Below are 23,829 nucleotides of genomic sequence, written 5' to 3' on the forward strand. Positions count from 1 at the left end.
ATGGCCGTCCCAGACTACTGAGCGGCGGACGCGTCCAACGCCGGGCCCGTGGAGTACCGGCCGGTAGGGGCGGGGCTGCCGAAGGCGACAGGCCCGGGGCGGTGCTGCCCCGGGCCTGCTCGGAGTGACGTGGCGTCACATGATCGGCCTCATTTGACGAATTCCGGACGCACCCGGGCCGGCCAAGTGCCCACGGTCAGCATGCCTGCCGCGTAGGCGCGCGAGACCAAGGCGGCCCGGTTGGGTGCCTTCATCTTCCGCAGCATCGATCCCACGTGGTATTCGACGCCCTGTCTGCTCAAGTAGAGCTTGGCGGCCATCTGCACGGTCGACGCGCCGGTGGCCACTCCCTCGAGTATCCGGGCCTCCAAAGGCGAGAGCAGCTTCTGGCTGGTGCGGGCGGGTGCCTCCTCGGGTCGTTCGTCATCCGGTTTGACCATCACGACGATGGCCGAGAGCCGGTCGGAGCGGCCCTGGATGGCCGTTCCGGTCAGCTTGCCCGAGAACACCTGGCCGCGTGAGTGGCAGCCGAGGACGCGCTCGGTGAAGCGGGTGCGCCGTCCGTCGTGCAGCCGCGAGAAGTGTTCCCGCAGGACGGGGGAGGTGCTGGGGTGCAGCAGGTCGAACAGGCTACGGCCGCACAACTCAGCAGAGGATGCGCCGAAATGTCGGCAGAAGTCCTCGTCCCCGGCCACCACATGGAGGTCGGGGGCGAGCGTGGCCATTCCGGTGGCGTGCCGCGAGGCGGCGGCGGGCACTGCCTGTCCGGGCACTCGAGGGGCACTCTGAGCGCTGTGGGGGAGGGCCAAGAGGAGTCACCGCTTTCAGTCGGTTCGTGACGGAGTGGTCAGTCCGTCTCGGGTGAACCCCCAGGTGACGGAGGGTCGGCGCACCGCGGGCCACGCAATGCGCCGGACCCCAGGGGGAATTCAGTGACGGGTGTTAGATCCGCTTCCTGGTGTATACCAACGCTACAGTGACTGTGGGGTGCCCGTTTCCAACAGAGTCGTGCCCGCTTTCTGCCCGTTTTGCGGACGGAACCGGCGGGAGGCGGGAGTTGCTGGTAGGAGCGCTACGCCGCGGCCTTGGCCGACTTGCGCGTCTTGGCACGGCTTCCGGAGCGGCTGCTCTTCGAACGGCCCGCACCGCGGCCTTCGGCGCCCTTCTCGGCCGGCGGGGCCATGATGCCGCCCTTGCGCAGCACCGCATAACCTACCCCGATGCCGACGGCCACCGGCCATTCGATGACCTCCACGGCACCCAGCGCGCCGAGCCCCACGTACAGCGGGAGTCCGCCCTTGGCGGGCAGCACCCGGCGGGCCACCTCGACCGGCTTCAGTGCCACCCTGGCCGCGCCCCCGGTCGCACGGGTGGTGGCGTGGCCGACCGTGTCGAAGGTCTCCTTCGTGGCGTGACCCACGGTGTCGAGGGTGCCCCGGGTGGCGTGCCCGACGGTGTCGAGCGTCTCCTTCGTCGCGTGGCCCATGGTGTCGAATGTGGGCACCGTGAGGGTCAGGCTGCGCCGACCGTTGCTGCGCGACGTCTCCATGGCGCCCTTGGCGGCCTTCGCCGTCCGCTGCCGCTGTGTGGTCTTCGATGGCCTGGTGGTCTTCGTCGCCTTCTTCGTCTGCGAAGACTTCGACGTGGCCGACGTGGTTGCCGCGGCCTGGGACTTCGTCGACTTGCCGCCGCCGCGCCCCGGTGCCGTCTTCTTCGCGGCTGTCGAGGAGCTGCGCTTGCGTGAAGTAGCGGGAGTGGTCACTGGTCTCACGTCCACACGGTGATGGCGGATTGAATCTTCTTCCCTTTTAAGGGTAATAGGGATGAACCGGGCAGGCCGCCCGGAGAGCGGAGGTTCCCTCGATGTCACCGCTGTCACCGCTGAACCTGCCCCTGCCGCCCCTGCAGCTCCTCGCGCCCATCAAGGCCGGTGTGGCCGCGGGTGTGCGGGATGCCGCCGGAGCCGTCGGGCGACTGGTCCGGCCCTCCCAGCGCGGGATCTGGTCCTACCCGGGGCGGTACTACATCGAGGTCCGCGGGGTGCACGGCATCGGAGGCGAGCAGGTGGCCCGCCGGGTGGAACGGGCCCTCGAGGAGCATCCGCGGGTGCAGTGGGCACGGGTCAACGCGCCCTCCGAGCGGGTCGTGGTGGCCGTGGGCAAGCCGCCCCCGTCCGACCAGGACCTGATCGCACGGATCGAGCGCGCGGAGGTCCAGCAGCCCGTCGCGCCCGCCGAGGAGTTCGACGAGTGGGCCCCGGAGCCGCGCCATCCCTCCGGCGGCGGGAAGGAGGCCCAGTCGCTGGCCGTCGTGGCGGCGGACGTCGTGGGGCTGAGCGTGGCCACCGCCCTGCGCCTCACCCCGTGGCTCAAACTGCCCACCGAGGCGGCCGCGACCCTGTCCATCATCCAGAACCACCCCCGCCTGCGGCGGCTGGCCCTGGCCATCACCCGAGGGCAGCCCACCGAGGCGGCACTGCCGGTGCTGACCGCGCTGACCCAGGGCGTGGCCACCCGGGGCGGAGGGCTCGCGCTCGACCTCATCGAGCGGATGGCCCTGTGGCGGGAGGCGGAGGCGGAGGGCCGGGCCTGGGCGGCGATGGAGCCACAACTGGTGCACGGACCCCAGGACGTGGTGGCCGAGCCGATCGTGGTCGAGCGGCCCGGAAAGCCCCCTCAGGACACCGTGGAGCGCTTCGCGGAGCGCTCCATGGCCGCCGGGGCCGCGGCCGGTGTCCTCGCGGCCCCGTTCGCCGGTCCGCGCCGCGGATTCGCGGTCGCGTTCTCGTCCGTGCCCAAGGCGCCGGGGGCCGGCCGGGAGGGGTTCGCGACCAGCCTCGGCCAGTTTCTCGCCCTGCGCGGCGTTCTCGCCATGGACCGCAGCAGTCTGCGGCGGCTGGGCCGGGTCGACACCGTGGTGCTGGACGAGGCGGCGCTGCGCGGCGACCGCTACGAGCCCATCGACCTGGAACTCCTCGGCGGCGCCGACCCCGAGCGGACCGCCGAGCGGCTCTTCGACCTCTTCGAGCCCGATGAGCCCCTGGAGACCCGCCACGACAACGGATGGGTGCTCGGCTCCCTGGACCGGCTGGAGCTGACGGGCCGCACCGGCCAGCAGACCGCGGCGCGGCTCCGCCGCAGGGGCAGCGAGCGGGTGCTCGGCCTGGCCCGGGGGCACAGGCTCCAGGCGGTGGTGGGCCTCGCTCCGCAGACCGTGCCGGGCGCCGAGGCCGTGGCGGCCGCCGCCCGCCGGGCGGGATCGCGCATCGTCCTGGCCACCGACCGGCCCCATCCCACGGGCTTCACCTTCGCCGACGCCGTGCTGCCCTCCGGCCGCCGCCTCGTGGCCTCCGTACGCTCCCTGCAGGCCGACGGTGCCGTGGTGCTGCTGCTCTCCGGCAACCGCCGGGCCCTGGGAGCCGCCGACTGCGGCGTCGGCGTGCACCGCGACGGCGAGCCCCCGGCCTGGGGTGCCCATCTGCTCGTCGGCGCCGACCTGGAGTCGGCCGGGCTCATCGTGGACGCCGTGGGCGTGGCCGCGCGAGTCGACCGGGAGAGCGCCCTGCTGTCGGCCGGCGGCAGCGCCGTCGGCGCGGTGGCCGCCCTCCAGGCGGCCCCGGACCAGGCCACCGCCCGCGCCGCGGCGGCGGGCACCACCGCGGGGACCCTGGCCTTCGCCCTGGGCCACTGGCGGGCGCGCCAGCTCCTCGCCCGCCCCATGGACCCGCCAGTGACCACCACCCCCTGGCATCTGATGCCCGTTCCCCGGGTGCTGGAGCGCCTGGAGGCCGACCACGACGGCCTCACGCCGGAGGAGGCGACCGCCCGCATCGCGCTGGGGCCGCGCCGCGGCGAGCCCACCCGCACCACGCTGCCCGCCGCGTTCGTCGAGGAGCTGGCCAACCCCCTGACCCCGGTCCTCGCCGCCGGGGCCGCCCTGGCCGCCGCCGTGGGCTCGCGCACCGACGCCGCGCTGGTGGCCGCCATCACCGGCATCTCCGCCCTCGTCGGCGGATTCCAGCGGGTCAGGACCGAGCGGGCGCTGTCCGAGCTGTTCGCCCGGTCGGCGATCGGCGCCCGGGTCCGCCGGGGCGGTACGGAACGGCTCGTGACCGCCGGGGATCTCGTCCCCGGCGACATCGTCATGCTGGGCCCCGAGGACGTGGTGCCCGCCGACTGCCGGCTGCTGGAGGGCGAGGGGCTCGAGGTCGACGAGTCCTCGCTGACCGGCGAATCGCTCCCCGTGAGCAAGGATCCGGCGCCGGTCGTCGGCGCGCACATCACCCAGCGCCGGTCGATGCTCTACGAGGGCACCACCGTCTCCGCGGGGCGCGCCGTGGCCGTCGTCGTGGCCACCGGACCGGCAACCGAGGTCGGCCGGAGCCTGGCCACCGCCCGCCAGGCCGCCCCCGTCACCGGTGTCGAGGCGCGGCTGACCTCGCTCACCCGGTCCAGCGTGCCCATCGCGCTCGGGTCCGCCGCCGCGGTCGCCGGTGCCGGACTGCTGCACGGCCTCCCGATCACCGAGAACCTCGCCTCCGCCGTGAACCTCGCCGTCGCGTCCGTCCCCGAAGGGCTTCCGTTCCTGGTCAACGCGGCCCAGCTGGCCGCCGCCCGCCGGCTGGCCGACCTCGGTGCCCTGGTCCGCAACCCCCGCACCATCGAGGCGCTCGGCCGCGCCGACGTGCTGTGCTTCGACAAGACCGGAACGCTCACCGAGGGCAACCTCCAGCTCGCGGCCGTCAGCGACAGCGGTGGCGCGCTCCCCGCCGACCGGCTCGACGCGCCCCGTAAGGCGGTGCTCGCCGCCGCCCTGCGCGCGACCCCGCCGGCCCGCCAGGCCGAGCCCATGGCGCACCAGACCGACCGCGCGGTGAGCGTCGGGGCGCGCCGGGCCGGGGTCGGGGTGCGGCGCGGAGCGCCCCGCTGGCGCCGTACCGACGCGCTGCCCTTCGAACCCTCCCGCGCCTACCACGCCACCACCGGGCGCACCGTGCACGGTCCGCTGCTCAGCGTCAAGGGCGCGCCCGAGGGCGTCCTGGACCGCGTCGCCCGGCGGCGCACCTCGGGCACCGGCCAGGCCACCGAACTGGACGCGGAGGGCATCAGGAAGCTGGGCGAGACCGCGGAGGAGCTGGCCGGCGCCGGGCGCCGGGTGCTGGCGGTGGCCGAGCGGCGGATGCGGGAGGGTGAGGAGCTGTCCGACGAGGCCGTACGGGACCTGGACTTCCTCGGCTTCATCGCCATCGCCGACCCCGTGCGCACCAGCGCCGCCCCCGCCCTGGCGGCGCTGCGCGAGTCGGGTGTGCAGACCATGATGCTCACCGGCGACCACCCCGCCACCGCGGACGCCATCGCGGCCCCCATCATGGACCTCCCCGAGCCGAAGGTGTGCACCGGTCCGGAGCTGGACGAGATGGACGACGCGGAGCTGGACGAGCTGCTGCCGACGGTGGACGTGATCGCCCGGTGCAGCCCGCACCACAAGGTCCGCATCGTCCAGGCGTATCAGCGCCTCGGCCGGGTGGTGGCGATGACCGGGGACGGCGCCAACGACGCCCCCGCGATCCGGCTCGCGGACGTCGGGATCGCCCTGGGGCGGCGCGGCACCCCGGCCGCGACCGCCGCGGCGGACCTGGTCGTCACCGACGACCGCCTGGAGACGATCGTCTCCGCCCTGATGGAGGGGCGCGCCATGTGGGCCTCGGTGCGGGCGGCCCTCGCCATCCTCATCGGCGGCAACTTCGGCGAGGTCACCTTCAGCGTGGCCACCTCCGCCCTGACCGGCACCACACCCCTGAGCGCCCGTCAGATCATGCTGGTCAACCTGCTGACCGACCTCGCGCCCGCGCTCGCCATCGCGGTGCGCGAGCCGACCGGGCACACCGGCGAACGGCTGCTCAAGGAGGGCCCGAGCCGGTCCCTGGGCGCGGCGCTGACCAAGGAGATGCTGCTGCGGGGCGTCATCACGGCCGTCGGGGCCGGACTGGCGTGGACCGGCGCCCGGGTCACCGGCAGAAGCCGCCGGGCCGGCACGGTGGCGCTCGCCGCCCTGGTCGGCACCCAGCTGGCGCAGACCCTGACCACGGGCGGCCTGGACCGGCACGTCCTGGTCGCCGGCCTGGGCTCCGCCGCGGTGCTCGCCGCCATCATCCAGACCCCGGGCGTCAGCCAGTTCTTCGACTGCACCCCGCTCGGCCCGGTCGCCTGGGCCATCACCCTGGGGTCCATCACCGCGGCCACCCTCTTCGGCCCCATCCTGGCGCCGCTGCTGCGGCTGGAGACAACGCCCCTTGAAGCGGATCAAGCGGAGGGTGTGGCCGAGGGCGCGGACGCCGCCGACGGGGCGGAGGTGACCGCCGCATCGCGGTGACCACCGAACCTCTTGCGCCACCCGGACCGAGCGATAGTGTTGAATGTCCCGGTTTGAGATAGCGGGGGAGGGTCGGTGCTGAGGAGGGTGTGATGCGCAGCCGAGAGAGGTATGAGCTGATCTTTGTGAATGCGACCGTCCCGGGCACCGAGGACGTCGTGGTGGTGCACCGTACGGACAGCAGTGGGCCGGGCGGGCACCCCGTGTACGCGGACGACACCGGCATCGTGCGGGCGGAGATCAGCGACCGTGACGAGGTGCGGATGATCGCCAGCGGCGGCCATCAGGTGCACGCCGCCGCGGTCAGCGCCCGCCCGGTGGCCTGAATCACCCGTCCGGTGCCCGATGCGTCTGTCGTCTCCGCAGGTCGGCGCCGTTGTCAGTGGTGCCCGCTACGTTTGCCCCATGGGAGTCCGAGGAGCGATGAGGTGCGGCGATGAGTGATGTGGCGGCGGTGGACGGCGCGACCGGTGTCGAGCTCCAGCTGGAGCCGTACCGCACGCAGCTGACCGGTTACTGCTATCGGATGCTGGGCTCTGCCTTCGAGGCCGAGGACGCCGTCCAGGAGACCATGGTGCGCGCCTGGCGGGGCCTGGACCGCTTCGAGGGCCGCTCCGCGCTGCGGTCCTGGCTCTACCGCATCGCCACCAATGTCTGCCTGGACATGCTCAATGGGAGCAAGCGCCGGGCCCGGCCCATGGATCTGACCTCCGCGGCCACCCCGTTCCCGGCCGCACTCGCCGAGCAGCCGGAGGCCACCTGGATCGGACCGGTCCCGGACGGCCAGGTGCTGCCGGACGGGGGAGACCCCGCCGAGGTGGCGGCCCAGCGGGACGCGGTGCGGCTCGCGTTCATCGCCGCGCTGCAGCATCTGGCGCCCCGCCAGCGGGCGGTGCTGATCCTGCGCGAGGTGCTGGCGTGGAAGGCGAGCGAGGTCGCCGAGCTGCTGGGCACCACCGTCGCGTCCGTCAACAGCGCGTTGCAGCGCGCCCGGGCCACCCTCGCCGCGAGCGAGATCAGCGACTCCGATCCGGTCAAGCCGCTGGACGAGGAGCAGCGCGCCCTGCTGGCCCGCTATGTGGACGCCTTCGAGCGCTATGACCTGGACTCCCTCACCGCCCTGCTGCACGAGGACGCCACGCTCTCCATGCCGCCGTACGAGCTGTGGCTGCGCGGCCACGAGGACATCCGCCAGTGGCTGCTGGGCCATGGCATCGGCTGCCGCGGCTCACGTCTGGTCCCGACCGTGGCCAACGGCCTGCCCGCCTTCGGCCAGTACCGTCCGAGCGGCGCCGGCGGCGGCCATGAGGCCTGGGCGCTTCAGGTCCTCGAGATATCAGGGGGCCGGATCACCGGGCTCAACTCCTTCCTGGACACCGAGCGCCTCTTCCCGCTGTTCGGCCTCCCCACCCGGCTCGAGCCCCAGGGCGTGGCCTGACGCCGCGGGGGCCGTCAGAGCCTCGTCCAGCCCCGTCCAGGCGAGCAGCCGCCGTAGTTCGCCGCAGGCGTTGCGGAGCTGGATCCCGCGCCCCAGCCGGCCGGCGGTCAGCCGCAGCCGGGCCAGGGCCTCGACCACGGCCAGGTCCGGCCGGCCCACCCCGCCCACGTCCACGGTGACCGGGCCCGGACCGGCCCGGCGCGCCAGCGCGGACAGCCGTTCGCACAGTCGTTCCACCTCGGCGCGGGTGACCGGCCGGCCCAGGACCAGCACGGCCGGGGACGGCGGGGCCGGGGGCGGCGTGGGCGGCTTCTCGGGCTCGGGACGGGCCAACGTCCACCTCCTGTCATGGTGTTCACCGGTGAAGACCGCCCGGCTGAGGAAAAGTCATCGGCCGCGCCCCTCCGGCCGCCGCCCCGCGATGCCGCCGCTTCGCGCACGCACAACAGTGGTGCACGGCCGTCAGGGGCCGTGCACCACAGTCCGTTCGCCGCCGGGGTGGCGGGGTCAGTTGTTCTGGATGAACTGCTTCGCCAGACCGTCGCCGACCGACACGGCCTTGTCGTGGTTCTCGATGGGGGAGACGGAGGAGTTCTTGAAGACGATGTACGTCACCCCCGATTCGGCGCCGCCGGTCTCCGGGTCGGGGTCGATGCCGAGCGCGTTGGCCGTGGCGTAGGACGCCTCACCGATGATGTTCGTCGGCCCGGTGTCGCCCACCACCGCGTACTGCACCTTGTTGTTGTAGATGACCGCGACCACACCGCCGCCCTTGATGCCGGACTTGGTGTAGTCCCAGGTGGAACTCGGGCTCGGCACCACGACATAGGGCAGCTTGTCGGCGATGAGGGGCTTGCCGTCCGACTGGTGGAAGGCGGTGTCGTCCTGGAACCACGGGTCGGTGTCGCCATTGCACCGGGAGGTCACCTGGCCGTCGCAGTCGATGTCCATGTCGGCCTTCCAGAAGACCGCCCCATTGGCACCGCAGACCGGGATGTTGGCCGATGTCTCGTCGTCGGTGCGGTACTTGCCACTGGATATCTGTGAACAGCCCTGCACCTTGGCGAGCAGCTGCGCGGCGGTGACCGTGCCCTCCTTGGTGGACGCGGGGGCCGGTGCGGGGCCCCGGGTGGTGGCATTGGCGCCGGCGGTGACGGAGCCGGCCAGCAGTCCGGCCGCGGCGAGTACGAAAGCGAAACGCTTGCGCATAGGACACCCCTTTGTTAGGAACCTTTCCTAACCTCGTCGGGCATCCTGGCGAGTTGATAAGCTCATGTCAATACACCCGTCCACGGAAGCCGTTGCGTGATATCGCGTGAATCAAGCGCGTTCAGAACAGCTTCCGGCATGCGCAGAACGCCTTCCGGCAGGCGCTCTCAGTGCGTGGCCCGCACCAGCTTCAGCAGCCGGGTCACCTCGCGTGCCACCGCGTCACGCGCGGCCGCCACATACCGGCGCGGGTCGACCACCTCGGGGTGGCCGGCGAGATGGTCGCGGATCGCCCGGGTGAAGGCCACGTTCAGATGGGTGGCGATGTTCACCTTCGTCAGCCCCGCCTCCACGGCCCGGGTCAGATCCGCCTCGGGCACCCCGGAGGAGCCGTGCAGCACCAGCGGTACGGGCACGGCCGCGCGCAGCGCCGCGACCAGCGGCAGATCCACCACCGCGGCTTTGACCACCATGGCGTGCGAGGTGCCCACCGCGACCGCGAGCGCGTCCACACCCGTCGCCGCCACATAGGCGGCGGCCTCGGCCGGATCGGTCCTGGCGCCCGGTGCGTGGACGCCGTCCTTGCCGCCCACCTCGCCCAACTCGGCCTCCACCCACACCCCGTGGGCATGGCAATCGGCCGCCACCTCGGCGGTGGCCGCCACATTGCCGTCGTACTCCAGGGCCGAGGCGTCGAACATCACCGAGCCGAAGCCGAGGTCCACCGCCTCCCGCACCAGCTCCGGCCCGGTGGCGTGGTCCAGATGCACGGCCACCGGCACCCGGGCCGCGCGGGCCACCTCCACGGTCGCCCGGCCGATCGCGGCCAGGGCGCCGTGATACCGCACCGCGTTCTCGCTGATCTGCAGGATCACCGGCGCGCCCGCCGCCTCCGCCCCGGCCACGATCGCCTGGGCGTGCTCGATCTGGATGACATTGAACGCGCCCGCGCCGAGCCCGGCGCGTGCGGCCGTCCCGACGATCTCCCCGGTGGCCACCAGCGGCATCTACCGGCTCCTTCCGCCCGTTTCCATGTTCGTTCAGTTCGCGTGCTTCGTCGGTCCCGGCTCAGCCGAGGATCACCGAGCGGGTGAGATGGCGCGGCTCGTCGGGGTCGAGCCCGCGCGTCGCCGCGATCGCGACCGCGAGCCGCTGTACCACCACCAGTTCGGCCAGCGGGTCGCGGCCGAAGCCGGCGACCCGGCCGCCGGTGCGGGTGATCTCCTGGTCCGCCACATCCGATGCCCCCTCGCCCAGCCACCACACCACGCTCCGCGGGCCGGTCACGCTGATGGGGCCGTGCCGGTACTCCTTGGCCGGATATGCCTCGGTCCACGCCCCCGCCGCCTCCCGCATCTTGAGCGCGGCCTCCTGGGCGACCCCGTAGGTCCAGCCCCGCCCGAGGAAGGTGAACTGCCCGGCGTCCACGAGCGCCCCGGGCAGCGGCTCGGCGAGCGCCGCCTCGCCGTCCGCCTCCAGGTGCTCCAGTGGTGCGCCCAAGTGGGCGCGGAGCAGGGCGAGTTCGCTGGTGGCCCAGCGGGTCTGCACCACCGACCGCTCATCGGCGAAGTCGAGCACGACCGCGGCGTCCGCGGCGCCCACGACCGGGGAGTCGGGGACCGCCGTGATGACGGTGGTGGGCACCCGGCCGCGCACCGCGCCGAGCAGCTCCAGCACCTCCGTGGTGGTCCCGGACCGGGACAGGGCCACCACCCGGTCGTAGGCGCGGCCGGCCGGCATCTCGGACGCCGCGAACGCGTCGGTCTCGCCCTGGCCCGCCGCCTCGCGCAGCGCCGCGTACGACTGGGCGATGAACCACGAGGTGCCGCAGCCGACGACGGCGACCCGCTCACCCGCCCGGGGCAGCGCCGCCGGTACGGGCCCCTCCGGATCCCGGGCCAGGGCGATGGCGCGCCGCCAGCAGTCGGGCTGGCTCGCGATCTCGGCCTCGGTGTGGCTCATGGGACTCCCCTCGTCGCACGGATGACCCGAGCACTTGTCATGCGCGGAGTTGTTTCATGCGAGCAGATAATGCGCAGTATCACGCATGAAAGTCCAGAGCCGATGTGCACGGGGTAGGGTGACCGACGTGAAACGGCCCGAGCGCTGGAACGCCCTGCTGGATCTGCTGACCAGGGACGGCAGGATCGATGTGGAGGAGGCGGCCGCCGAGCTGGCGGTGTCCGCCGCGACCATCCGGCGCGACCTGGATGAGCTCGCTCAGCAGCAGATGCTGACCCGTACCCGGGGCGGCGCGGTCGCGCAGAACCTCTCGTACGACCTTCCGCTGCGTTACAAGACCGCCCGGCGCGCCTCGGAGAAGCAGCGGATCGCCGCGGCCGCGGCCCGCCTGGCCGAACCGGGCTCGATCGTGGGTCTCAACGGCGGGACGACCACCACCGAGGTCGCCCGCGCCATCTCCCTGCGCGGCGACCTGTCCGCCCCGGGCGGCGGCCCGGCCGTCACGGTCGTCACCAACGCCCTGAACATCGCCAGTGAGCTGGCGGTGCGCCCCCAGGTCAAGATCGTGCTCACCGGCGGGGTCGCCCGTCCGCAGTCCTTCGAACTGATGGGGCCGCTGGCCACCGGGGTGCTGGGCCAGGTGTCGCTGGATCTGGCGATCCTCGGCGTCGACGCGCTGGACACGGTCCAGGGCGCGACCGCGCACCATGAGGGGGAGGCCAGCATCAACCACCTCATGGCCGGCCGGGCGGCCCGGGTGGTGGTCGTGGCGGACAGTTCCAAGCTGGGCCGCCGGGCGTTCGCCCGGATCTGCGCACTGGAGGAGATCGATGTGCTGATCACGGACACCGGCGCCGGTGCGGAGCTGGTCGCTCCGTACACCGAGGCCGGTGTCCAGGTGATCAGGGCCTGACGCGCCTGACGCGCCTGACGCGCCTGACGCGCCTGACGCGCCTGACGCGCCGGACGCGCCTGGCGTGCCGGACACGCCGGACGCGCCTGGTGTGCCGGGCGGGCCTGACGCACCGGACGAGCCCGGAGTGCCGGACGGGTCCGAAGCGCCGGACGTCTACGCCTTGGCGGCGGCCAGCAGGGCGGCCACCCGCTCGACGGCGAACGCGTAGCCCTGGACACCGCATCCGGCGATCACCCCGTTGGCCAGCGCGGAGACATAGGAGTGGTGCCGGAATGCCTCCCGCTGGTGGATGTTGGAGATGTGCACCTCCACGATCGGCAGACCGTCGCAGGTCGCCAGGGCGTCGCGCAGCGCGACGGAGGTGTGGGAGTAGCCCGCGGGGTTGATGATGACCGCCGCGTGGTGCTCACGCGCCTCATGGACCCAGTCGATCAGCTGCCCCTCGTGGTTGCTCTGCCGGCAGTCGGTCGTCAGACCGTGCGGGGCGGCTGTCACGGCGACCAGCTTCTCGATGTCGGCCAGAGTGTCCGTGCCGTAGATCTCGGGTTGCCGGCGGCCCAGGAGATTGAGATTCGGCCCGTTCAGGACCATGATCGTGGAACGGTCGCGCACGGGGGTGGTCGCCATGGCGTGGTGGTCCTTCCTGGGCGGTCGGTACATCGAGGGCGGTTCACCGGGGACACCGGCCCGCGACGCATCGTAGATCAGGGATATGACACCACGGTCGACGGCACGGTGGAGGTGCCCGACGTGGGAGATCCGGTGTCATTGATGACGCGTTCGTACTGGCCCTGGCCGCCGAGCGAGACGACCAGCAGATTGTGGAACTTCACCCCCGACGCGTTCGGGGCGGCGAAGCCGTGGTGCTGCACGATGCTCGGGTCGACGTTGTAGTAGCAGTAGCTGCCGAGCCCCCATCCCTCGTGGGTGGTCACCGAGTCGGCCACCTTGTAGGCCGCGTAGCCCTTGATGGAGCCGTTCTGGATGGCCGCCTGATTCGGGGCGTCGTACGCCTTCTCGTTCTGGAAGAAGATGGTGCGGCCCCGCTGCCCGTACCACTGCACGTCGTACTTGTTGAAGTGCTCCACGAACAGCCCCGTGGCGAGGACGTCGTCGCCGTTGACCCGGACTCCGTAGTCGGCGCGGTTGGTCTCCCAGCCGACCCCGTCACCGTGGTCGGCGCGCCAGACCCAGGTGTGGTCGACGATGGTGTGACGGCTGTTGATCACCATGCTGGTGGTGGCCTTGCCGGGGCCCGCGCCACCGATGCGGATGAACACGTCCTGGACGGTGGTGGGGTTGGCGGAGTGGTCGGCCGAGGCTCCCGCCGGGCCGACCTCCAGCAGGGTGGCGGAGTTGACCGGTCCGGCGTCGATGAGGAAACCGGCCAGCCGCACCCCGTCCACATCGGCGACCTTCACCGCGGTGGCGCCGTTGTCGGGGATGAGCGTGGCGTAGCCGAGCCCGAGGACGACGGTGTTCGCCCGGTTCACCTGGATCGGCTGGTCGAGGTGGTAGATCCCCGGGGTGAGCAGCAGCTGGAGCCCCTGGGTGAGCGCCTCGTTGAGGGTGGCCGCGGAGACGCCGGGCTTGGCCACGTAGAACTGCGACAGCGGCAGCGAGGTGCCTCTGGGGGTGCCGTTGCCCCAGGTGACCCCGCGGGCGTTGGTCCGCTTCTCGGGCAGGAAGACCCGGTACTCGCTGCCGTCGAGGTACAGGAACGGCTTCTCCCGGGAGACGGGGGTGGTGTCGAGCGTGGTGTACGGCGGGTTCGGGAAGCTCTGCCCGGGCGCGCCCTCCACACCGGAGAACACCATGTTCCACACGCCGTTGAGCCAGCTGCCGATTGCGCTGTCGCGGGTGTACCACTGCTGCTGGGAGTACGGTCCGACCTGGCCGTCGATGCGGCTGTCCGCGATGTAGCCGCCGCTCGCCCAGCCGTAGCCGTCGGGGGAGAGGTTGAGCCCGCCGCGGACGTGCATCCGCCGGAAGGGCGCGGCCTGCGCCACCGCCCAGCGGTTGGTGCCGTTGACGGGGACGACCGCGAGGTTCTCCGCCGATCGCCAGAAGTTCTGGGTGGCATTGCCGTTGAACCACCCGGCGTCGACCGTGATATCGCCGTTGATGGTCGTGTCGTCGGGGGACAGTCCCAGTCCGGCGATGGAGGTGTAGAAGCCGATCTGGGCGTTGAGCCCGCTGTAGGAGCCGGGCTTGAACAGCAGGGCGTAGCGCCCGGTGCCGAACTGCGCCGACTCCTGCTTCTTGAACACCTCGTCCAGCTTGGCCTGGATGCCGGGCGTGGACGGGTCGAAGACGATGACGTTCGGGCCGAGGTCGCCGCCGCCCGGCAGCGCCCGCGGGCTCTTTCTCCGGCCCGCGGGGGTGGCGGACGCGGGAGTGGCCAGGCCGGCGAGGGCGGGGACCGATGCGACGGCGGCCGCGGCGCCGAGCACCGCCCGGCGGCCGACCGGGGAGCGGCCGGAGGAAGAAGGCGTGGGGGAAGGCGTCATGGGGGCGTCTCTCCTGGTTCAGTAAATGAACGGGATGGAGGTGAGGGAGCGCTCTCTTGCCGTCGCATGCTTCATCCATGTGAACGACTCGTCAAGAGTTGTGACCGCAGTCTGTGGGTGTTGTTGCCTTTTGAACATCAACTGGCCTGGAAAATTCGGTAGTTCGGGCGCACTCGGGACGGATTCGCGACCGCCCGTGTCTATGGATGTTGTGTTCAAGAGGTAAGCGGAGCCGACGTCTGATCCTTTCCGCTCGACGCCTTGACACCTTTGCGTCCCCGCCCGGACACTCCCGTCTTGGAGAGCGCTCTCCCACTATTGTCGCGGGCCTGTGACGGCCCGTCATACGGGCGGCCCGGCCCGTACCCACGGCGCCGCGAGTCCTCGTCGTGTACGGCCGCCTGGCCACCTTCACCCTCTCTCCACGTGGCAGGAGTCTCCATGGCACGGAGATCGAAGATCGTTTCAGGAACCCTGATCGCAGGCGCGTTACTGCTGACCTCGCTCGGGCTCGGTGGTATCGCGATGAGCGCCGAAGCGCCCGCGGCCAATCCCGTGGGCGGCGGCGTCGCGGCCGCCCACGCGGGGCACGTCATGGCGGCGCCGTCGTCCTCCTCGCCCGAGGACCCGGACGGCGACGGCTACATTCCGGCGAACCCGCCGGTCACCGGCGTCACACCGTCCACGAAGGAGCCGCCGCACCGCTACTTCCACGAGTTCCAGGCCAACTGCTCGGTGAGCCACACCAGGCCGGACGACCCCATCGTGTACCCGCAGCAGCCGGGCGCGTCCCATGACCACACCTTCATGGGCAACACCACGACCGACGCGGCCAGTACCACGGCCTCCCTCGACGCCGGCCGGCCCACCTGCAAGGCGCCGGGGGACAAGTCGGGTTACTGGATGCCCACCCTGTTCAACGCCGACCGGCCGGTGCTGCCCATCGGCCCGCAGACCATCTACTACAAGGCGGGCGTCACCGACTACACCAGTGTGCGGCCGTTCCCCAAGGGGCTGCGTTTCGTGGTGGGCGACCCGATGCAGACCGCCGAGGAGTTCCGCCACCACCCCGGCTTCGTGGAGGGCTGGGAGTGCGGCGACAGCTTCTTCAACGTCGAGTTCCCCAAGGACTGCCCGAGCCGGCCCGACGTCCAGCTCAACATCCGTTTCCAGGCGCCCAGTTGCTGGGACGGCAAGTACCTGGACACGCCCGACCACCGCAGCCATATGGCCTACCCCGTGGTGAACCCCGGGACGAACAACAACGTGTGCCCGGCCGACCACCCGGTGGCGCTGCCGATGGTCGAGTTCAAGATGGCCTTCCCGGTCAACGGTGACCTCTCGCACGCGAGGCTGGCCAGCGGCCCGAGCTGGTCGTTCCACTACGACTTCTTCAACGCCTGGGACGCGCCCACGCTGAAGGCGCTCGTCGAGCACTGCGTCGTCGGGGCGCTGCAGTGCGACGCCCGCGGCTACGACCAGACCCACCCCGAGGCCGGAGCGGCCCTGGACGAGAACTACGAGCTGCCGTGAACCACGGCCCGGCCGCCGGTGCGGACACCACCGCGGCCGGGCCGCCGCACTCCACTTCCCCCCGACACACCGAAAGACACCACCATGACCCGGACCCGTACCGCTCCACGCCGTATCGCGGCGCCCCTCACCGCCGGTCTGCTGGCCGCCGGCGCCCTCGCGCTGCCCGGTCAGCCGGCACGCGCCGCCGGAAGCGTCGTCAAGGTCACCGGCACCCAGGGCGACTGGCGGCTGACCGTGGACGGCCAGCCGTATCAGATCAAGGGCCTGACCTGGGGCCCCGCCATCGCGGACGCCGATCGCTATCTGCCCGATCTGCGGTCGATGGGCGTCAACACCCTCCGCACCTGGGGCACCGACGCCACCAGCAAACCCCTCTTCGACGCCGCGGCCGCCCACGGCATCAAGGTGATCGCCGGTTTCTGGCTGCAGCCCGGTGGCGGCCCGGGCAGCGGCGGCTGTGTGAACTACCTGACGGACACCGCCTACAAGGACCAGATGCTCGCCGAGTTCCCCAAGTGGGTCGCCACGTACAAGGACCACCCGGGCGTGCTGATGTGGAACGTCGGCAACGAGTCGGTGCTCGGGCTGCAGAACTGCTACAGCGGCGACGAGCTGGAGCGGCAGCGCGACGCCTACACCACGTTCGTCAACGACATCGCCAAGAAGATCCATGGTGTCGACCCCGACCACCCGGTCACCTCCACCGACGCATGGACCGGCGCCTGGCCGTACTACCAGAGGAACGCCCCCGACCTGGACCTGTACGCCGTCAACTCCTACAACGCCGTCTGCGACATCAAGGCCACCTGGGAACAGGGCGGTTACACCAAGCCGTACATCGTCACCGAGACCGGCCCCGCGGGGGAGTGGGAGGTCCCCGACGACGCCAACGGTGTGCCGGAGGAGCCCACCGACCAGGCCAAGGCCGCGGGCTACACCAAGGCGTGGAACTGCGTCACCGGCCACCAGGGCGTCGCGCTCGGTGCCACGATGTTCCACTACGGCACCGAGGACGACTTCGGCGGCGTCTGGTTCAACCTGCTGCCCGCCGGCCAGAAGCGGTTGTCGTACTACGCGGTGAAGAAGGCGTACGGCGCGGACACCTCGCATGACAACACCCCGCCGGTCATCTCCTCACTAGCCGTGGACGGCGACCCCGCCAAGGTGGAGGCGGGCCGCGATCTGACGCTCACGGCCAAGGCCACCGACCCCGACGGCGACGCGCTCTCCTATCAGGTGCTGGGCAGCAGCATGTACCTCGACAAGGACAAGAAGCTTGTCCCGCTGCCCGCCACCGACCTCGGCGGCGGCCGGCTGAGGGTCACCGCGCCGGACCGCCCCGGCGTGTGGAAGATCTACGTCAAGGCCACCGACGGCAAGGGCAACGTGGGCATCGAGACCCGTTCCGTACGGGTCGTCCCGCCCGCCGTGAACGGCACCAATGTGGCGCTTGGCAAGCCGGCCACCGCCTCCTCGTACCAGACGGGCGGCGGCGACTGTCCTTGCACCCCCGCCAACGCCGTGGACGGCAAGACGGACACCCGCTGGGCGGCCGACTGGAGCGATCCGCAGTGGCTCCAGGTGGACCTCGGCACATCCACCCCCCTCACCCATGTCCAGCTGGTCTGGGAGACCGCCTACGCCAAGGCCTACACCCTCCAGACCTCCGACGACGGCCAGAGCTGGCGCACCATCCGTGAGGTGACCGACGGCAACGGCGGTGTGGACGACTTCGACGTCTCCGGCACCGGCCGCTACGTCCGCGTCCATGGCACGGCGCGCGGCACCGGCTACGGTTACTCGCTCTACGAGTTCGGCGTCTACCACTGATCCATGGCCGGTGGTGACGCGTCCCCGGCGGTGGCGGGAGAGCGCTCTATGCCCTCGGGGCGCGCTGCCACTAGGGTGCGGACATGAACCGACACGCCCCGACCTTGGAGGATGTCGCCCGGGAGGCCGGTGTCTCCCGGGCGACGGTGTCCCGGGTCGTCAATGGCGTCCGCAACGTGGATCCGGCCATCCAGGACCTGGTCCGCGTCGCGATCGAGCGCACCGGCTATGCGCCCAACCGGGCGGCCAGATCGCTGGTGACCCGGCGCACCGGCACCGTGGCGCTCGTCGTCTCCGGGGCCGGGGACGGGACCGGGGACACCTCGGAGGAGGAGCAGAACGCCTTCGCCGCTCGGGTGTTCGCCGATCCGTTCTTCGGCCGGGTGGTCGGCGGGGTGGTGGGGTTCCTGCGGCCGCGCTCGACGCACCCGGTGCTGATGTTCGCCGAGTCCCCCGAGGCAAGGCAGGAGGTGCTGAGGTATCTGCGACAGGGAAACGCGGACGGGGCGCTCGTGGTGTCCACCCACCCCGACGATCCGCTGCCCGCGCTGCTGGCCGAGGCCGGACTGCCCGCCGTGCTCTTCGCCCGGCCCGTGCGGCCGGTCGCGCTGAGCCACGTCGACCTGGCGCACTGGGACGGTGGCCGCCTCGCGGCCGAGCGTCTGCTGGCCCGGGGATGCCGGAAGGTGGCCACCGTGTCGGGGCCGTGGGCCGTGGCGGCGAGCCAGGAGCGGCTCGCCGGGTTCCGCGACACCATGGCCCGCGGCGGACATCCGTATGTGCCGGTGGCCGAGGGGGGCTTCACGCTGGACAGCGGGGTGGCGGCGATGACCGGGCTGCTGGCCGACCACCCCGACGTGGAGGGGGTGTTCGCCGCCAACGACCTGATGGCCCAGGGGGTCTGCCAGGTGCTGAGGGAGCGCGGCCGGCGCGTGCCCGACGATGTCGCGGTCGTCGGCTTCGACGACTCCAGCGTGGCCGCCACCTGCCGGCCGCCGCTGACCTCGGTGCGCCAGCCGGTGGAGGACATGGCGGCGGCGATGGCCCGGCTGCTCGACGAGCATGTCCGGGGCCTGCGCACCGAGCCGGCCGCGGTCCTCTTCGAACCGGAGCTGGTGGTACGGGAGTCGGCGTAGCCCCTGCGCCCGTACGTGTGCGTAGCCCTGCGCCCGTACGTGTGCGTAGCCCTGCGCGGGACGTGCGCGTGGCCCCTGCGCCCGGACGTGTGCGTAGCCCTGCGCCCGGACGTGTCCGTAGCCCTGCGCGGGACGTGCGCGTGGCCCCTGCGCCCGGACGCACACGTAGCCCCCGCGCCCGGACGTGCCCGTAGCCCCCGCCCGGACGCACACGTAGCCCCTACGCCAGCCGAGAGCCCAGAGTGGCGCGCCACGCGGGGGACGGCTCCGGCGAGGGAGTGGGCGGCAGACGGCGCCCACCGCGGGCGAAGAACGCGGCGAGGGGGAGGATCGCGGCGCCGACCGTCACCGCGTCCGGCCCCAGCGCGCCCAAGTCGATGCCGACCCGCCCGGACGGGTACGGCAGCGCGTAGGACACCGCGTGGCCGCGCACCGAATCCAGGAAACGCGCGCCGAGCTGGAGACCGGCCCAGCCGCCGACGAGGATGCGCTCGGGCTGGAAGAGGTTGATCAGGTCGGACAGCCCGGCGCCCAGGTACTCCGCGGTCTCGGCGAGGACGGCGGCCGCCACCGGGTCCGGGGCGCCACCGTCCGCGGGGTAGGCGGCGGCCAGCATCGCCGTCAGGGCGGTCTCCTCGTCGGTGTCGGGTGGCGGCTGCCCGCCCGCCTCCTGCCAGCGTTCCAGCAGCGCCTCCGCGCCCGCGTACGCCTCCAGACAGCCCAGCGCCCCGCAGCGGCACCGGCGGCCCCGCACCCGCACGGTGAGATGGCCCCACTCCACCGCCCGGCCGTGCTCGACGTCGTCGGTGACGACGCAGGCGCCGACGCCCGATCCGAAGAGCACGACCACTGCGTTGCGCGCACCGCGCCCGGCGCCGAACCACATCTCGGCCTGCCCCAGCGTCTTGGCGCCGTTCTCGATGAAGTACGGGACCTCGTCGGGAAGATGGCCCGATCCGCGCAGCATCCGCTCCAGCGGCACCGCCTCCCAGCCGATCGGCTGGCCGTGCACCACCGCTCCGTCCTCCCCGGAGTGTTCGACGATGCCGGGGACTCCGATGCCGACGCCGAGGAGCCGGGCGGGGTCGCGCCCGGCCGCCTCCAGGACCTCCGCGATGCCGTCGCGGATGTGGCCCGCGATCAGTTCGCTGTCGTAGCGCACCCGGCGCCCGGCGCCGCGGGTGGGCAACGGCCGGTCGGCGCGGGCTCGTTCGGCCAGCGAGAGATCGAACAGCTCGACGCGGACCCGGGTCTCGCCGACATCCACCCCGATCATGTGGCCGCTGTGCGGCGTGATCCGCAGCAGGGTGCGAGGGCGGCCGCCGTCGGAGTCGATGCTTCCGGCCTCCTCCACCAGCTCCTCGGTGAGCAGTTCGGCGACCACATTGCTGATGGAACCTGAACTCAGCCCGGTCGCGGGGGCCAGCGAGAAGCGGCTCATCGGCCCGTCGAAATACAACCGACGCAGCACGGCGGCGCGGTTCTCCCGCCGCAGGTCACGAACGTTACGCCCGTTGTGCGCTGCCACCTGGCCTCCTCAAGTCCCGGCTCCGCGCCGCAAGATACCTCCGCCGGATCTCTTGACGCGACCTTCTCTTGAGGTTTAACTCACGTCCTAAATTAAGCCGTGAGCGGCTTCGGGAGTTGAACGCGGTTGGCGTGCCCGGGCCCTTCTTGGCATTCACCACTCCCGGAAGGGACACCTGGAGCCATGCGCAGGATCCGAGCCGCGGCCATAGGCGCCGTCACCTTGTCACTCGCCCTTGCCGCCTCGGCGTGCGGAGGTGGTTCCTCGACGGACGGCGGCGGCTCCAACGACTCGCCGAAGACGCTCACGTACTGGGCTTCCAACCAGGGCGCCAGCATCACGGTGGACAAGAAGGTCCTGAAGCCCGAACTCGACAAGTTCGAGAAGCAGACCGGGATCAGAGTGAAGCTGGAGGTCATTCCCTGGTCCGAGCTGCTCAACCGGATCCTCACCGCGACCACCTCCGGCCAGGGCCCCGACGTCCTGAACATCGGCAACACCTGGAGCGCCTCGCTGCAGGCGTCCGGGGCGCTGCTGCCGTGGGACACCAAGAACTTCGGCAGCATCGGCGGCAAGGACCGCTTCGTGGCCTCTGCCCTCGGCTCGACCGGTGCGCGGGGTGAGGACCCGGCCGCGGTGCCGCTGTACTCGATGGCGTACGCGCTCTACTACAACAAGAAGATGTTCGCCGCCGCGGGCATCTCCAAACCGCCCGCCACCTGGGACGAGCTGGTCGCCGACGGCAAGAAGCTCTCCAAGGACGGCAAGTGGGGCCTCGGCGCCGAGGGCGCGAACCTCTCGGAGAACATCCACCAGGTCTTCGTCTTCGCCAAGCAGCACGGCGCGGACTTCTTCACCGCCGACGGCAAGCCCGACTTCACCTCCGAGGGCGCGGTCACCGCCATCAAGCAGTACGTCGACCTGATGGCCAAGGACAAGATCATCGCCCCGGGCAACGCCGAGTACGCGCAGAACCAGTCCCTCAGCGACTTCGCCAAGGGGAAGACGGCGATGGTCCTGTGGCAGACCGCCTCCGCCACCCTCGCCTCACTGGGCATGAAGGACGACGAGTGGGGCGTGGCCCCGGCGCCCGTCCGCTCCGGCACCCCCGGCCCCGGCACCGCCGTCAACTCGATGGTCGCCGGCATCAACCTGGCCGTCTTCAAGAACACCGACAACCACGACGGTGCCCTGAAGTTCGTGAAGTTCATGACCAGCGACGCCGAGCAGAAGATCCTCAACAAGGCGTACGGCTCCATCCCGCCGGTCAAGGCCGCCCAGTCCGACCCCGCCTTCAACACCAAGGCGACGGCCGCCCTGCGGGACACCCTCGCCAAGAGCGCCGCGGCGCTGCCGCAGGTGGCCGACGAGTCGCAGTTCGAGACCTCCGTCGGCACGGCCGTCAAGGAACTGCTCGCGGACGCCGCCGGCGGACGCCCGGTGACCACCGAGTCGGTGAAGGCCAAGCTGGAGAAGGCCCAGCAGCAGATGCCGGCGAAGTGAGTGCGGACACCTCATGACCACCACGACCGCTACCGCCAAGGCAGACGGGCGGACGGAGTCGGCGGGGAGCACCCCCGGGGCGGCGCGAGGCCCGCGCCGCCCCGGGCGGATCCGCCGCATCGGACTGCCGTACCTGCTGCTCCTGCCCGCCCTCGTACTCGAGCTCCTGGTCCATCTGGTGCCGATGGTGATCGGCATCCTGATGAGCTTCAAGGCGCTCACCCGGTTCTCCATCCGGGACTGGGGCGCCGCGCCCTGGTCCGGATTGGACAACTACAAGATCTCGGTGGACATCAATGCCCCGGCCGGGGAGGCGCTGCTCCACTCGTTCTGGGTCACCTGCGGCTTCACCGTGCTGTCGGTCGGGCTGTGCTGGCTGCTGGGCACCGCCGCCGCCATCTTCCTGCAGGACACCTTCCGCGGCCGGGGGCTGCTGCGCACCCTGTTCCTGGTCCCGTACGCGCTGCCCGTCTACACGGCCGTCATCACCTGGGCCTTCATGTTCCAGCACGACAACGGCCTGGTGAACCACGTCCTCCACGACCAGCTGGGCCTCACCGACAAGCCCTCGTTCTGGCTGATCGGCGACAACAGCTTCATCGCGCTGCTGACCGTGTCGGTGTGGAAGGGCTGGCCGTTCGCGTTCCTCGTCGTCATGGCCGGTCTGCAGAACATCCCCAAGGAACTCTACGAGGCGGCCGCCCTCGATGGCGCCGGGATGTGGCAGCAGATCCGCCGCATCACCCTGCCCTCGCTGCGCCCGGTCAACCAGGTGCTGGTGCTGGTGCTGTTCCTGTGGACGTTCAACGACTTCAACACCCCCTACGTGCTGTTCGGCAAGGCAGCGCCGGAGGCAGCGGACCTCATCTCGATCCACGTCTACCAGACGACATTCGCCACCTGGAACTTCGGCACCGGCTCCGCCATGTCCGTTCTGCTGCTGCTCTTCCTGCTCGTGGTGACGGGCCTGTACCTCCTGCTGACCTCCCGACGAAGGAAGACGGCCGATGTCTAGCACCGCCCCGGCGCCGCCCCGCTCACCGATGGCCGCCCCCCGGTCCTTCCTCTGGGCCCGCCGGATCTTCCTCACCCTGCTCACCGGCTTCGTCCTGCTGCCGGTGTACGTCATGGTCTCCAGCTCCCTGAAGCCACTGCAGGACGTCTCCGGGACGTTCCGCTGGCTGCCGAGCGGGCTGACCATCCGCCCCTACATCGACATCTGGTCGACGGTCCCGCTCGCCGACTACTTCGTGAACTCGGTCATCGTGGCGGGCGCCGCGACCGTCTGCTCGGTGGTGATCGCCGTCTTCGCCGCGTACGCGGTCAGCCGGTACCGCTTCCGGGGCAAGCGGGTGTTCACGGTCACCGTGCTGTCCACCCAGATGTTCCCCGGGATCCTCTTCCTGCTGCCGCTGTTCCTCATCTACGTCAACATCGGCAACGCCACCGGCATCGCCCTCTTCGGCTCCCGCGGCGGCCTCATCCTCACCTATCTCACCTTCTCGCTGCCGTTCTCGATCTGGATGCTCATCGGGTACTTCGACTCGGTGCCGCGCGATCTGGACGAGGCGGCGCTGGTGGACGGCTGCGGACCGCTCGGCGCGCTGTTCCGGGTCGTCGTCCCGGCCGCGATCCCCGGCATCGTCGCCGTCGCCGTCTACGCGTTCATGACCGCCTGGGGCGAGGTGCTCTTCGCGTCCGTGATGACCAACGACACCACCCGCACCCTCGCCGTCGGCCTCCAGGGGTACGCCACCCAGACCGAGGTGTACTGGAACCAGGTCATGGCCGCCTCGCTCGTCGTCAGTGTTCCCGTGGTCGCGGGCTTCCTGCTCCTCCAGCGCTATCTCGTCGCCGGACTCACCGCCGGAGCCGTGAAGTGACCGGCC

Annotated in this window: 20 protein-coding genes; 11 read left to right on the forward strand and 9 right to left on the reverse strand. The window is 71.5% G+C overall.

The window, feature by feature from the left end; translation table 11 throughout:
* Positions 1-149: 149 nt before the first annotated feature.
* Positions 150-773 carry a LuxR C-terminal-related transcriptional regulator gene (locus ACFYOY_RS32405; protein WP_351892182.1) on the reverse strand — a complete coding sequence of 208 codons (624 nt, stop codon included), beginning with the start codon at positions 771-773 and terminating at the stop codon, positions 150-152.
* Between the two features lie 299 nt (positions 774-1,072).
* Positions 1,073-1,486 carry a hypothetical protein gene (locus ACFYOY_RS32410; RefSeq protein ID WP_351892185.1) on the reverse strand — a complete coding sequence of 138 codons (414 nt, stop codon included), beginning with the start codon at positions 1,484-1,486 and terminating at the stop codon, positions 1,073-1,075.
* A 10-nt stretch (positions 1,487-1,496) separates the two neighbouring features.
* On the opposite strand from ACFYOY_RS32410, the gene ACFYOY_RS32415 reads away from it, so the two are divergent.
* The 4 genes from ACFYOY_RS32415 to ACFYOY_RS32430 all read left to right on the forward strand — a co-directional run bounded on the left by ACFYOY_RS32415 (position 1,497) and on the right by ACFYOY_RS32430 (position 7,810).
* Positions 1,497-1,784 carry a hypothetical protein gene (locus tag ACFYOY_RS32415; protein ID WP_351892189.1) on the forward strand — a complete coding sequence of 96 codons (288 nt, stop codon included), beginning with the start codon at positions 1,497-1,499 and terminating at the stop codon, positions 1,782-1,784.
* 79 nt (positions 1,785-1,863) lie between these two features.
* Positions 1,864-6,372 carry an HAD-IC family P-type ATPase gene (locus tag ACFYOY_RS32420; RefSeq protein WP_388591062.1) on the forward strand — a complete coding sequence of 1,503 codons (4,509 nt, stop codon included), beginning with the start codon at positions 1,864-1,866 and terminating at the stop codon, positions 6,370-6,372.
* Positions 6,373-6,464: 92 nt separating this feature from the next.
* Positions 6,465-6,698, forward strand: a complete 234-nt coding sequence (locus ACFYOY_RS32425; RefSeq protein ID WP_351892200.1) for a DUF6296 family protein — start codon at positions 6,465-6,467, stop codon at positions 6,696-6,698.
* A gap of 110 nt (positions 6,699-6,808) precedes the next feature.
* The gene (locus ACFYOY_RS32430) at positions 6,809-7,810 is read left to right on the forward strand and encodes a sigma-70 family RNA polymerase sigma factor (RefSeq protein ID WP_351892204.1); all 1,002 of its coding nucleotides are present in this window, start codon (positions 6,809-6,811) and stop codon (positions 7,808-7,810) included.
* Here ACFYOY_RS32430 and ACFYOY_RS32435 read toward each other — a convergent pair.
* From ACFYOY_RS32435 to ACFYOY_RS32450, 4 genes are all read right to left on the reverse strand, one after another.
* On the reverse strand, positions 7,709-8,143 hold the full coding sequence (locus ACFYOY_RS32435) for an STAS domain-containing protein (RefSeq protein ID WP_351892210.1): 435 nt from the start codon (positions 8,141-8,143) through the stop codon (positions 7,709-7,711). The genes ACFYOY_RS32430 and ACFYOY_RS32435 overlap by 102 nt on opposite strands.
* A gap of 174 nt (positions 8,144-8,317) precedes the next feature.
* Positions 8,318-9,019, reverse strand: coding sequence for a glycoside hydrolase family 75 protein (locus ACFYOY_RS32440; protein ID WP_388591065.1), 702 nt, complete (start codon positions 9,017-9,019; stop codon positions 8,318-8,320).
* Between the two features lie 167 nt (positions 9,020-9,186).
* Positions 9,187-10,026 carry a class II fructose-bisphosphate aldolase gene (locus ACFYOY_RS32445; RefSeq protein ID WP_059144588.1) on the reverse strand — a complete coding sequence of 280 codons (840 nt, stop codon included), beginning with the start codon at positions 10,024-10,026 and terminating at the stop codon, positions 9,187-9,189.
* A 61-nt stretch (positions 10,027-10,087) separates the two neighbouring features.
* Positions 10,088-10,981, reverse strand: coding sequence for an SIS domain-containing protein (locus ACFYOY_RS32450; RefSeq protein WP_351892226.1), 894 nt, complete (start codon positions 10,979-10,981; stop codon positions 10,088-10,090).
* 127 nt (positions 10,982-11,108) lie between these two features.
* On the opposite strand from ACFYOY_RS32450, the gene ACFYOY_RS32455 reads away from it, so the two are divergent.
* On the forward strand, positions 11,109-11,894 hold the full coding sequence (locus tag ACFYOY_RS32455; protein WP_059144674.1) for a DeoR/GlpR family DNA-binding transcription regulator: 786 nt from the start codon (positions 11,109-11,111) through the stop codon (positions 11,892-11,894).
* 156 nt (positions 11,895-12,050) lie between these two features.
* Here ACFYOY_RS32455 and aroQ read toward each other — a convergent pair whose 3' ends face one another.
* Entirely contained in the window at positions 12,051-12,524 is a 474-nt protein-coding gene (gene aroQ / locus ACFYOY_RS32460; RefSeq protein WP_078639016.1) for a type II 3-dehydroquinate dehydratase, read from the reverse strand.
* A 77-nt stretch (positions 12,525-12,601) separates the two neighbouring features.
* A complete protein-coding gene (locus ACFYOY_RS32465; protein ID WP_351892239.1) occupies positions 12,602-14,407 on the reverse strand; it encodes a coagulation factor 5/8 type domain-containing protein in 1,806 nt (601 codons plus the stop codon).
* 441 nt (positions 14,408-14,848) lie between these two features.
* Between ACFYOY_RS32465 and ACFYOY_RS32470 the strand changes: the two genes are divergently transcribed.
* The 3 genes from ACFYOY_RS32470 (at position 14,849) to ACFYOY_RS32480 (ending at position 18,909) form a co-directional block, all read left to right on the forward strand.
* Positions 14,849-15,940: a DUF1996 domain-containing protein gene (locus tag ACFYOY_RS32470; protein ID WP_388591068.1), complete on the forward strand. Its 1,092-nt coding sequence runs from the start codon at positions 14,849-14,851 to the stop codon at positions 15,938-15,940.
* An 84-nt stretch (positions 15,941-16,024) separates the two neighbouring features.
* Positions 16,025-17,773, forward strand: coding sequence for a discoidin domain-containing protein (locus tag ACFYOY_RS32475; protein WP_351892251.1), 1,749 nt, complete (start codon positions 16,025-16,027; stop codon positions 17,771-17,773).
* 83 nt (positions 17,774-17,856) lie between these two features.
* The gene (locus ACFYOY_RS32480; protein ID WP_351892257.1) at positions 17,857-18,909 is read left to right on the forward strand and encodes a LacI family DNA-binding transcriptional regulator; all 1,053 of its coding nucleotides are present in this window, start codon (positions 17,857-17,859) and stop codon (positions 18,907-18,909) included.
* A gap of 220 nt (positions 18,910-19,129) precedes the next feature.
* Here ACFYOY_RS32480 and ACFYOY_RS32485 read toward each other — a convergent pair whose 3' ends face one another.
* The gene (locus ACFYOY_RS32485) at positions 19,130-20,437 is read right to left on the reverse strand and encodes an ROK family protein (RefSeq protein ID WP_388591071.1); all 1,308 of its coding nucleotides are present in this window, start codon (positions 20,435-20,437) and stop codon (positions 19,130-19,132) included.
* Positions 20,438-20,620: 183 nt separating this feature from the next.
* Between ACFYOY_RS32485 and ACFYOY_RS32490 the strand changes: the two genes are divergently transcribed.
* Genes ACFYOY_RS32490 through ACFYOY_RS32500 form a run of 3 tightly spaced genes read left to right on the forward strand, consistent with a single transcriptional unit; the run spans position 20,621 to position 23,823 of the window.
* Positions 20,621-21,940, forward strand: a complete 1,320-nt coding sequence (locus ACFYOY_RS32490; RefSeq protein WP_388591073.1) for an ABC transporter substrate-binding protein — start codon at positions 20,621-20,623, stop codon at positions 21,938-21,940.
* A 13-nt stretch (positions 21,941-21,953) separates the two neighbouring features.
* Positions 21,954-22,955, forward strand: a complete 1,002-nt coding sequence (locus ACFYOY_RS32495; RefSeq protein WP_351892278.1) for a sugar ABC transporter permease — start codon at positions 21,954-21,956, stop codon at positions 22,953-22,955.
* Positions 22,948-23,823, forward strand: coding sequence for a carbohydrate ABC transporter permease (locus ACFYOY_RS32500; protein WP_351892283.1), 876 nt, complete (start codon positions 22,948-22,950; stop codon positions 23,821-23,823). The genes ACFYOY_RS32495 and ACFYOY_RS32500 overlap by 8 nt, the downstream gene beginning before the upstream one ends.
* Positions 23,824-23,829: the final 6 nt, after the last annotated feature.

It is taken from the genome of Streptomyces sp. NPDC007875 (assembly GCF_042868035.1).
Taxonomy (GTDB): Bacteria; Actinomycetota; Actinomycetes; order Streptomycetales; family Streptomycetaceae; genus Streptomyces; species Streptomyces antimycoticus.